Origin of the sequence: Streptomyces sp. DvalAA-14 (genome assembly GCF_900091855.1) — a bacterium.
Lineage (GTDB): Bacteria > Actinomycetota > Actinomycetes > Streptomycetales > Streptomycetaceae > Actinacidiphila.
The window spans coordinates 1-9,933 of the sequence record NZ_FMCH01000442.1 but is presented as its reverse complement, the minus strand read 5'-3'; the positions used below and the strand labels follow the sequence as shown (position 1 = coordinate 9,933).

8 protein-coding genes and 2 pseudogenes are annotated in these 9,933 nt (G+C 73.2%); 9 read left to right on the top strand and 1 reads right to left on the bottom strand.

The genetic code is table 11. The features are described from left to right. Both GA0115240_RS37150 and GA0115240_RS23770 read left to right on the top strand, forming a co-directional pair. Positions 1 to 328: pseudogene (locus GA0115240_RS37150) on the top strand (SseB family protein); the annotation flags it as partial. Positions 329 to 581: 253 nt separating this feature from the next. Next, a complete protein-coding gene (locus GA0115240_RS23770) occupies positions 582 to 1,520 on the top strand; it encodes an MIP/aquaporin family protein (protein WP_370673367.1) in 939 nt (312 codons plus the stop codon). A 110-nt stretch (positions 1,521 to 1,630) separates the two neighbouring features. On the opposite strand, the gene GA0115240_RS23765 is transcribed toward GA0115240_RS23770, so the two are convergent. Further along, the gene (locus GA0115240_RS23765; protein ID WP_093739448.1) at positions 1,631 to 2,011 is read right to left on the bottom strand and encodes a DUF1844 domain-containing protein; all 381 of its coding nucleotides are present in this window, start codon (positions 2,009 to 2,011) and stop codon (positions 1,631 to 1,633) included. Positions 2,012 to 2,367: 356 nt separating this feature from the next. On the opposite strand from GA0115240_RS23765, the gene infC reads away from it, so the two are divergent. From infC to pheT, 7 genes and pseudogenes are all read left to right on the top strand, one after another. After that, a complete protein-coding gene (infC, locus tag GA0115240_RS23755) occupies positions 2,368 to 3,069 on the top strand; it encodes a translation initiation factor IF-3 (RefSeq protein ID WP_093739452.1) in 702 nt (233 codons plus the stop codon). Between the two features lie 103 nt (positions 3,070 to 3,172). Beyond that, a complete protein-coding gene (gene rpmI / locus GA0115240_RS23750) occupies positions 3,173 to 3,367 on the top strand; it encodes a 50S ribosomal protein L35 (RefSeq protein ID WP_093739446.1) in 195 nt (64 codons plus the stop codon). Positions 3,368 to 3,465: 98 nt separating this feature from the next. After that, complete coding sequence (rplT, locus tag GA0115240_RS23745) at positions 3,466 to 3,849, top strand: 50S ribosomal protein L20 (protein WP_093739444.1); 384 nt, start codon at positions 3,466 to 3,468, stop codon at positions 3,847 to 3,849. 130 nt (positions 3,850 to 3,979) lie between these two features. Then, a complete protein-coding gene (locus tag GA0115240_RS23740) occupies positions 3,980 to 4,837 on the top strand; it encodes a TrmH family RNA methyltransferase (protein ID WP_093739442.1) in 858 nt (285 codons plus the stop codon). A gap of 41 nt (positions 4,838 to 4,878) precedes the next feature. Continuing rightward, positions 4,879 to 6,120: a sensor histidine kinase gene (locus tag GA0115240_RS23735; protein WP_237555147.1), complete on the top strand. Its 1,242-nt coding sequence runs from the start codon at positions 4,879 to 4,881 to the stop codon at positions 6,118 to 6,120. Positions 6,121 to 6,386: 266 nt separating this feature from the next. Next, positions 6,387 to 7,525: pseudogene (pheS, locus tag GA0115240_RS23730) on the top strand (phenylalanine--tRNA ligase subunit alpha). Further along, a partial coding sequence (gene pheT, locus GA0115240_RS23725; RefSeq protein WP_107407203.1) for a phenylalanine--tRNA ligase subunit beta occupies positions 7,525 to 9,933 on the top strand: 2,409 nt, incomplete at its 3' end. The pseudogene pheS and the gene pheT, both read left to right, overlap by 1 nt.

Sequence of the window (9,933 nt, the reverse complement as noted above, 5' to 3'; positions counted from 1 at the left end):
TGACCGGCGCGGCGCTGCGGACCGCCGCGCTCGGCCCCGGCCGCGCCGATCCGCTGGCCGACCCGGCCGTGCGGGAGGCCCTGCGGGCCGCGGTGGCCGCCGGAGAAGGGGGGTGGCCCGGGCCCATCTGAGCACCGGGCAGCCGGGCAGCGACGGCACCCTCGGCCTGGTCCTGGCCCCCGGCGCCGACGCCGCGGTGACCGGCCGGGCGCTGGCCGCCGCGCTCGCCGCCGACGAGGTGCTGCGCGGCGCGCTCGTCCAGGGGCTGGACCTCGCCCTGCTGCCGGCCGACGCCACCGTGCCGGGCGAGCCGCTCTTCAGCCGCTGACCCGGAGCACTTACTCCCTGAGCCGCGCGGACCGCGGTCGGCGCTGACCACCAGCGCCGCGAGCGGGGTGGTCGGCGGCACCGACGCCATCAGCCCGGATACTCCCCGCCGGCGTGCGGACGATCCGGGTTCCCCCCGGCCCTCGACCGACCGCTGTCCGCGCCTGCCGCCCGCTTCCTCCCGAGATGTGGGGATCACCACGCAGCCGCACAATGCAAAGTGCGAGCTTGTCGATCATCGCTGAGGAGGTCCGATGGAGATCCGAGAAGGTCCGATGAGCGAGCACCTGGCCGCCCTGCGCACGATGGACCCCAAGCCGGTGATCTGCGAATTCCTCGGCACGCTGCTGCTGGTGTTCTTCGCCGTCGGCGCCGCGGTGCTCTCCGGCCAGTTCATCGGCGCGCTGGGTATCGCGCTGGCCTTCGGCTTCGTGCTGCTGGCGCTGGTGTACGTCTTCGGCCCGATCTCCGGCTGCCACCTCAATCCGGCGGTCACGCTCGGCATGCTGCTCACCCGGCGGATCGACGTCCGCGCCGCCGTGGTGTACGTCGTGGCGCAGCTGGTGGGCGCGATCGTGGGCGCCGCGCTGCTGCTGCTGGTCGCCGACCAGGTCCCCGGCTTCAAGCGGCAGGGCGCCTTCGGCACCAACGGCTACAACGCCCGGTCCGCGATCGGCGTCAATATCGGCGGCGCCTTCGTGGCCGAGCTGATGTTGACCTTCCTGCTGGTCTTCGTGTACCTCGCGGTCACCCAGCGGGTGGCCGTGGTGGGTTTCGGCGGCATCCCCATCGGCATCGCGCTGGTCGTCATCAACCTGATCGGCATCCCGCTGACCGGCGCCTCGGCGAACCCGGCCCGCAGCTTCGGCCCGGCCGTCTTCGCGGGCAGCCCGGCGCTGAACCAGGTGTGGCTGTTCCTGGTCGCGCCGCTGGTCGGCGGGGCCCTCGCGGCGGTCGTCCACGAATTCACCCACCCCGCGCTGATGGCGGCCAAGGCCGCCAGGGTGGCCGCCACCGAAGCGGAGCTGGACGCCCGAACCCAGGAATCCGAGGGCCGGGACGGCTCGACGCGACCCGAGGGGCGCTGGGGGCGGCGGCCCGGTGACTCCCGGGGGCCCGGGGACCAGGACGGGCCCGGCGGCTCGCAGGGCCCGGGAGGGCCGGACGGCCCCGGGGGACCGGGTCGGGAATAGGTCGGGAACAGGTCAGGAAGAGGCCCGCAGAGGTGCCTGCCCGGTGGCCGGCCCCGTACACGCGGCTGCGGAGCCGGCGGTCGGCCGCACCGCGCGGTCAGTGGTGCCGCTCAGCCGTAGACCGGCCCGGTGAACTTCTCGCCGGGCCCCTGGCCCGGCTGGTCCGGCACGGTCGACGCCTCGCGGAAGGCCAGCTGCAGCGACTTCAGCCCGTCGCGCAGCGGCGCCGCGTGGAAGGAGCTGATCTCGGTCGCGCTCGCGGTGACCAGTCCGGCCAGCGCCTCGATGAGCTTGCGCGCCTCGTCGAGGTCCCGGTGCTGCTCGCCCTCCTCGGCCAGGCCCAGGTTGACCGCCGCGGCACTCATCAGGTGCACGGCCACCGTCGTGATCACCTCGACGGCCGGCACGTCGGCGATGTCGCGGGTCAGATCGTCGAAGCCGGGTGCCTCCTGGGAGGACGATGCGGCAGGGGCGGAGGGTGCGTCGCTCATGCGACACACGATATGCCCCGTCCGGCCGATTACGGCCTTCGGCCCCGGGCGGGTACACTGGGGGGACGACCGGCTGGACACCCATGTGTCCGGCCAGCAAGTGGAGGCTCCGATCTCCCACCTGGTCGGCCCCAGGGCCGACGGGTCCCGGTCAGACGGTCACCCGGACGGCTTCCCGCCGATCGGGCCCCGTCCGATGCGCCCCGCGGAATAGCGCGGCGGTGCTCCCGGTTGTGAGGAGCCCCGCCTGTCTCCCGTATGGGGCGTTTTTTCACGCCTTGGGTACGGGGTCGGACGAGACAGACTCAAGCGCGGCTGTCGGCCAGTCAGTCGCGTCGTACAACCGAGGAGGCCCCATCAGCGCCGAGCCCCGCATCAACGACCGGATTCGCGTTCCCGAGGTGCGACTTGTCGGTCCCAGTGGCGAGCAGGTGGGCATTGTGCCGCTTGCCAAGGCCCTGGAGCTTGCGCAGGAGTACGACCTCGACCTGGTCGAGGTAGCGGCGAACGCCCGTCCCCCCGTGTGCAAGCTCATGGACTACGGGAAGTTCAAGTACGAGTCGGCCATGAAGGCCCGTGAGGCGCGCAAGAACCAGGCGCACACGGTCATCAAGGAGATGAAGCTCCGGCCGAAGATCGACCCGCACGACTACGACACCAAAAAGGGTCACGTCGTCCGGTTCCTCAAGCAGGGCGACAAGGTCAAGATCACGATCATGTTCCGCGGCCGTGAGCAGTCCCGGCCCGAGCTGGGCTACCGACTGCTGCAGCGGCTCGCGGAGGACGTCCAGGAGCTCGGCTTCATCGAGTCGAACCCCAAGCAGGACGGCCGCAACATGATCATGGTTCTCGGCCCGCACAAGAAGAAGACCGAGGCGATGGCCGAGGCCCGCGAGGCCCAGGCCGCCCGCAAGGCGAGCCGCCAGGGTGACGGCGGCGACGTTTCGGACGACGGCACGGACGACGAGCACGAGCACCTGGACGAGCACGAGGACCACGTGCAGGCGCACGACGCCGAGGACGCGGCAGAAGAGGTACCGGCGCACGACGCCGGCTGAGAACATCCCGGAGCCCCCGGCTCGCGGGTCGGAATGCAGAACTGACGCTCTCCGTGCGCCTACCGGCGTACGGGAGGGCCAGCGACGAGGAGACCACGGCGCCATGCCGAAGAACAAGACCCACAGCGGTGCGAGCAAGCGCTTCAAGATCACCGGCTCCGGCAAGGTGCTGCGCGAGCGGGCCGGCAAGCGCCACCTGCTCGAGCACAAGCCGTCCAGCAAGACGCGCGCCCTGACCGGCACCGTCGAGGTGGCCAAGTCGGACGTCAAGAAGATCAAGAAGCTTCTCGGCAAGTGACCGGCGCGCCCCCGACCGGGGCGCGCGGTCCGATCCGGGACCCCATTCGCTTTCGGGCCGTGTGAGCATCGCCGCGGCCCCTGAGAAGGAGTTATCAAGTGGCACGCGTCAAGCGGGCAGTCAACGCCCAGAAGAAGCGCCGGGCGATCCTCGAGCAGGCCAGCGGTTACCGCGGCCAGCGTTCGCGCCTGTACCGCAAGGCCAAGGAGCAGGTCACCCACTCCCTGGTCTACAACTACAACGACCGCAAGAAGCGCAAGGGCGACTTCCGTCAGCTGTGGATCCAGCGGATCAACGCCGCCGCCCGCGCCAACGGCATCACCTACAACCGCTTCATCCAGGGTCTGAAGGCCGCCAACGTCGAGGTGGACCGCAAGATCCTCGCGGAGCTGGCCGTGAACGACGCCAACGCGTTCGCCACGCTGGTCGAGGTGGCCCAGAAGGCGCTGCCGTCCGACGTGAACGCGCCCAAGGCGGCGTGACGCCGCTCCGGCACGACGTGGTTTCCGGGCCCGCGGGTGAATCCTCCCCTGCGGGCCCGTTCGTTGTCCGCCCGCGGTGGGTCCGGCGCCGCCGGGCGGCGCCGCCCCGCCACCGGGAAGTGAGCCCCGCATGTCCACCCCCGAGCTGACCTCGCTGCGCTCCGCCCGGGTGACCGCCGCGCACCGGCTGGGCAAGCGCAGCTTCCGCGGCAAGGAGCGGCGCTTCCTGGCCGAGGGGCCGCAGGCCGTCCGGGAGGCCGTCGGGCATCCCGGCGGTGCGGCCGGCCGGACCCTGGTCGAGCTGTACGCCACCCCCGAGGCGGCCGAGCGGCACGCCGACCTGGTGGCCGCCGCCCGGGCGGCCGGCGTCCCCGTACTGAGCGCCACCCCCGAGGTGGTCGCCGAGATCTCCGACACCGTCAACCCGCAGGGACTGGTCGGGGTCTGCCGCTTCCTGGACACGCCCTTCGCCGAGGTGCTGGCCGGACGGCCCCGGCTGGTCGCCGTGCTCGCCCATGTCCGCGACCCCGGCAACGCCGGCACCGTGCTGCGCTGCGCCGACGCGGCCGGCGCCGACGCGGTGGTGCTCACCGACGCCTCGGTGGACCTCTACAACCCCAAGGCGGTACGCGCCTCGGCCGGCAGCCTGTTCCATCTGCCGGTCGCGGTGGACGTGCCGGTGGCCGAGGCGGTCGCGGGACTGCGCGCCGCGGGCGTCCGGGTGCTGGCCGCCGACGGCGCCGGCAGCCGCGACCTGGACGACGAACTCGACGCGGGCGCCATGGGCGGCCCCACCGCCTGGGTGTTCGGCAACGAGGCGTGGGGTCTGCCCGAGGAGACCAGGGCCCTGGCCGACGGGGTGGTACGCGTACCCATGCACGGGCGCGCGGAAAGCCTCAATCTCGCTACGGCGGCCGCCGTGTGCCTGTACGCCTCCGCGCGCGCCCAGCGCGCTCCCGGAGGGTGCCGCAGCCTCGCGTCAACCTAGTAGGGTGGCGGCCCGGGGGCCCTGAGAGGGGGGTGGCGGAGATGGACGTAATGCCGCAGAACGGCATCCGCAGCACGCTCGACGGCCGGCCCGAAGACCGGCGGACCCCCGAGCCCCACCCCCAGGACCCGCCCGGCGAACCACGGTCCGCCACCCCCGTCCCGGCCGCCGCCGGCGAACCGCTCGACGGCCCGGACCCGGACTCCGGCGGCCCGCTCGACGCGCTGGGCGTCGACCCCGACGACCTGCCCGACGGCCTGGTGATCGCCGACGAGCAGCACCGGGTGATCTGCTTCAACGCCGCCGCCGCCCGGATCACCGCACTGCGGGCCGCCGACGTCATCGGCCTGCCGGTGGAACAGGCGCTGCCGCTGGAGGACCTCGAAGGCCGCCGCTGGTGGCAGCTCACCGACCCCTACGCCGGCCTGACCATCCGGGTCGGCCAGCCCGAGCGCAACCTGCTGCTGCCCGGCGGGCGCGAGGTGCTGGTGGTGGCCCGCTTCGTCCGTACCCACCCCGGCGGACCGGTCCGCCGGCTGGTGGTCACCCTGCGCGGCACCGAGGCCCGCCGGCGTACCGAGCGCAGCCACGCCGAGCTGATCGCCACCGTCGCCCACGAGCTGCGCTCCCCGCTGACTTCGGTGAAAGGCTTCACCGCCACGCTGCTCGCCAAGTGGGAGCGCTTCACCGAGGACCAGAAGAAGGTCATGCTGGAGACGGTCGACGCCGACGCCAACCGCGTCACCCGGCTGATCGCCGAGCTGCTCGACATCTCCCGGATCGACACCGGGCGGCTGGAGGTGCGCCGCCAGCCGGTGGACATCGCCGCCGCCGTGCAGCGGCACCTCGACGCCCATGTCGCCGCCGGCCAGCCCGCCGACCGCTTCCACCTGCGGGTCGCCGGACCGCTGCCGGCGCTGTGGGCCGACCCCGACAAAGTGGACCAGATCCTCGGCAACCTGCTGGAAAACGCGGTGCGCCACGGCGAGGGGACTGTCACCATCGAGGTGGCAGCCGCCCCCGGCACCGAGGGCGACCGGACAACGGAAGGCACCGCGGTCACCGTGAGCGACGAAGGGCCCGGCATCCCCGAGGAGTCGATGAGCCGCGTCTTCACCCGCTTCTGGCGGGGCAGCAAGCGCGGCGGCACCGGCCTGGGGCTGTACATCGTCAAGGGCATCGTCGAGGCGCACGGCGGCGCCATCGCGGTCGGCCGGGCCCCCGGCGGCGGCGCCGAGTTCCGATTTATCCTGCCCGTCGGGGCCCCCGCGTTCCTGGCCTGAGGGCCGCCCGGGACCGGTACGCGCCGCGCGAGCCGGCCTACCCCTCCCATCGGCCCGCGGGCCGGCCGTCCATCGGCCGCCCGCCCGCCGCCGGAACGCACCGGAGCCGCCCCGGCGGGCGCCGCCGCCCGACCACGGGCGTCCCCGAGCGTGCCGAGCGAGCCCACTAGACTCAGTCTTTGGCATGTGTCCGGCCGGGCAGAGCCTCTGCGGAGGCCCGGCCCTGGGGGCGCCCCCAACAGCACCCACTTTCGGAACGGGAAGAGATGTCGGCACCGAACAAGTCGTACGACCCTGTAGAGGTCGAGGCGTTGCAGCCGGAACAGATCGAGCGGATGCGTGACGAGGCGATCGCCGCCATCGCCGGCGCCGCGACCTGGACGCCCTCGCGCACGTCAAGACCGCGCACGCCGGCGGCACCTCGCCGCTGGCGCTCGCCAACCGGGAGATCGGCGCACTGCCGCCGCAGGCCAAGGCCGAGGCCGGCAAGCGGGTCGGCCAGGCCCGCGGCGCGGTGAACAAGGCCCTGGCCGCGCGCCAGGACGAACTGGAGACCGAGCGCGACACCCGGGTGCTGGTCGAGGAGGCCGTCGACGTCACCCTGCCGTACGACCGCGTACCGGCCGGTGCCCGCCACCCGCTGACCACGCTGTCCGACCGGATCGAGGACGTCTTCGTCGCCATGGGCTACGAGGTCGCCGAAGGTCCCGAGGTCGAAGCCGAGTGGTTCAACTTCGACGCGCTGAACTTCCCGCCCGACCACCCGGCCCGCGAGACCCAGGACACCTTCTTCGTCGAGGCCGCCGAGGACGCCCCCGCCCCCGAGGGCGGCGAGCCGTCCGGCATCGTGCTGCGCACCCACACCTCGCCGGTGCAGATCCGCGCACTGCTCAATCGCGAGCTGCCCGTCTACGTCATCGCGCCCGGCCGCGTCTACCGCGCCGACGAGCTGGACGCCACGCACACCCCGGTGTTCATGCAGGTCGAGCTGCTGGCGGTGGACGAGGGCCTGACCATGGCCGACCTCAAGGGCACCTTGGACCACATGGTCGTCGCGCTGTTCGGCGAGGGCATGACCACCCGGCTGCGGCCGAACCACTTCCCGTTCACCGAGCCGTCCGCCGAGATGGACATGCTCTGCTACGTCTGCCGCGGCGAGTCCGTCGGCAACCCGGACCGCCCCTGCCGCACCTGCTCCTCCGAGGGCTGGATCGAGCTGGGCGGCTGCGGGATGGTCAACCCGAAGGTGCTGATCGCCTGCGGCGTGGACCCCCAGAAGTACAGCGGCTTCGCGTTCGGCTTCGGCATCGAGCGGATGCTGATGTTCCGCCACAACGTCGAGGACATGCGAGACATCGTCGAGGGTGACGTGCGCTTCACCCTCCCGTTCGGGATGGAGATCTGATGCGGGTCCCGCTTTCTTGGCTGCGGGAGTACGTCGACCTGCCCGCCGGTGCGACCGGCCGCGACGTCCAGGCCAAGCTCATTTCCGCCGGCCTGGAGGTCGAGACCGTCGAGCAGCTCGGCGCCGGCGTCAAGGGCCCGCTGGTGGTCGGCGAGGTGCTCACCATCGAGGAGCTGGAGGGCTTCAAGAAGCCGATCCGCTTCTGCACGGTGGACGTCGGCGGCGCCGGGGGAGGCACCGGCGAACCGCAGGAGATCGTCTGCGGCGCCCGGAACTTCTCGGTCGGCGACAAGGTCGTGGTGATCCTGCCCGGCGGTGTGCTGCCCGGCGACTTCCACATCTCGGCCCGTACGACCTACGGCCGCACCTCGCACGGCATGATCTGCTCCGCCGCCGAGCTCGGCATGGGCGACGACCACGACGGCATCATCGTGCTGCCGCCGGAGCACGAGACCGGCACCGACGCGATCGGCCTGCTGGAGCTGGTGGACGAGGTGCTCGACATCGCCGTCACCCCCGACCGCAGCTACGCGCTGTCGATGCGGGGCGTGGCCCGCGAGGTCGCGATCGCCTACGGGGTGCCGCTGAGCGACCCCGCGCTGATCGACGTACCCGCGCCCAACGCCCTCGGCTACCCGGTCAAGATCGCCGACCCGGCCGGCTGCGACCGCTTCACCGCCCGCACGGTGACCGGCGTCAACTCCGAGGCCCGCTCGCCGATCTGGCTCCAGCGGCGGCTGCAGAAGGTCGGCATGCGCCCGATCTCCCTTGCCGTGGACATCACCAACTACGTGATGATGGAGATCGGCCAGCCGCTGCACGCCTACGACCGGACCCGGCTGGACGGACCGATCGGGGTCCGCCGCGCCGAGGCCGGCGAGAAGCTCACCACCCTCGACGGGGTCGGGCGGGTGCTCGATCCCGGGGACCTGGTCATCACCGACGACCGCGGGGTGATCGGCCTGGCCGGGGTGATGGGCGGCGCCCACACCGAGATCGCCGACACCGGCTCGGACGCGGGCACCACCGAGATCGTCATCGAGGCCGCGCACTTCGCGCCGGTCTCCATCGCCCGCACCGCCCGCCGCCACAAGCTGGCCTCCGAGGCGTCCCGCCGCTTCGAGCGCGGCACCGACCCGGAGATCACCTCCGCCGCCGCCCAGCGGGCCGTGGACCTGCTGGTGCTGCTGGCCGGCGGCTCCGCCGAGCCCGGCGTCACCGAACTGGCCGAGCCGTCGGCGCCCCGCACGGTCGCCATGCCCGCCAACCACCCCGACCGGGTGGCCGGCACCGAGTACGGCAGGCGGACGGTGGTCCGCCGGCTGCGGCAGATCGGCTGCGAGGTCAAGGAGCCCGACCCGGCGGACAGCTCCGGCCCGGACACCGGCGAGCTGATCGTCACCGTGCCGAGCTGGCGGCCCGACCTGGCCTTCCCCAACGACCTCGCCGAAGAGGTCATCCGGCTCGAAGGCTACGAGAACCTGCCGTCCACCCTGCCGCGCCTGCCGTCCGGCAACGGCCTGACCGAGTCGCAGCTGCTGCGCCGCCGGATCGGCCGGGCCCTGGCCGGGGCCGGCTACACCGAGGCCCCCAGCTACCCCTTCGTCGGCGCCGAGGTCTTCGACCAGTTCGGCCTGGACAAGGACGATCCGCGCCGCCGCGCGGTACGGCTGGCCAACCCCCTCTACGAGAACGAGCCGCTGCTGCGGACCACGCTGCTGCCCGGGCTGCTGGCCACACTGCGGCGCAATACCGGGCGCGGGGCGCACGACCTGGCGCTGTTCGAGAGCGGGCTGGTCTTCCGGCCCCGGCCGGGGGCGCCGCTGCCGCCGCGCCTGCCGGTCGACCGGCGGCCCACTCCTCAGGAGATCGCCGCGGTGGAAGCGGCGCTGCCCGACCAGCCGCGCCGGCTCGCCGTCGTGCTGGCCGGCGCCCGGGAGCAGGACGGCTGGTGGGGCAAGGGCCATCCGGCGACCTGGGCCGACGCGGTCGAGGCGGCCCGGCTGGTGGCCCGCCAGGCGCGCGCCGCGCTGACCGTCCGCCAGGACCAGTACGCGCCCTTCCACCCCGGGCGGTGCGCGGTGCTGCTGGCCGTGGCCGCCGACGGGACCGAGGTGCCGGTCGGCCACGCCGGCGAGCTGCACCCGCGGGTCACCAAGGCGCTCGGGCTGCCCGAGCGGACCTGTGCGATGGAGCTGGACCTGGACCTGCTGGAGCGGGCCGGCGGCGCCCCGGTCACCGGGCCGCGGGTCTCCACCTTCCCGGTCGCCACCCAGGACGTCGCCCTGGTGGTGGACGACGCGGTCCCGGCCGCCGACGTCGAACAGGCGCTGCGCGAGGGCGCCGGCCCGCTGCTGGAGTCCCTGCGGCTGTTCGACATCTTCACCGGTCCCAGATCGGCGAAGGCC

Excerpts from the sequence above, each read along its gene's own strand:
- GA0115240_RS23740 (WP_093739442.1), top strand. The coding sequence starts at position 3,980 with ATGTCCACCCCCGAGCTGACCTCGCTGCGCTCCGCCCGGGTGACCGCC.
- GA0115240_RS23770 (WP_370673367.1), top strand. The coding sequence starts at position 582 with ATGGAGATCCGAGAAGGTCCGATGAGCGAGCACCTGGCCGCCCTGCGC.
- GA0115240_RS23765 (WP_093739448.1), bottom strand. The coding sequence starts at position 2,011 with ATGAGCGACGCACCCTCCGCCCCTGCCGCATCGTCCTCCCAGGAGGCA.
- GA0115240_RS23735 (WP_237555147.1), top strand. The coding sequence starts at position 4,879 with ATGGACGTAATGCCGCAGAACGGCATCCGCAGCACGCTCGACGGCCGG.
- rpmI (WP_093739446.1), top strand. The coding sequence starts at position 3,173 with ATGCCGAAGAACAAGACCCACAGCGGTGCGAGCAAGCGCTTCAAGATC.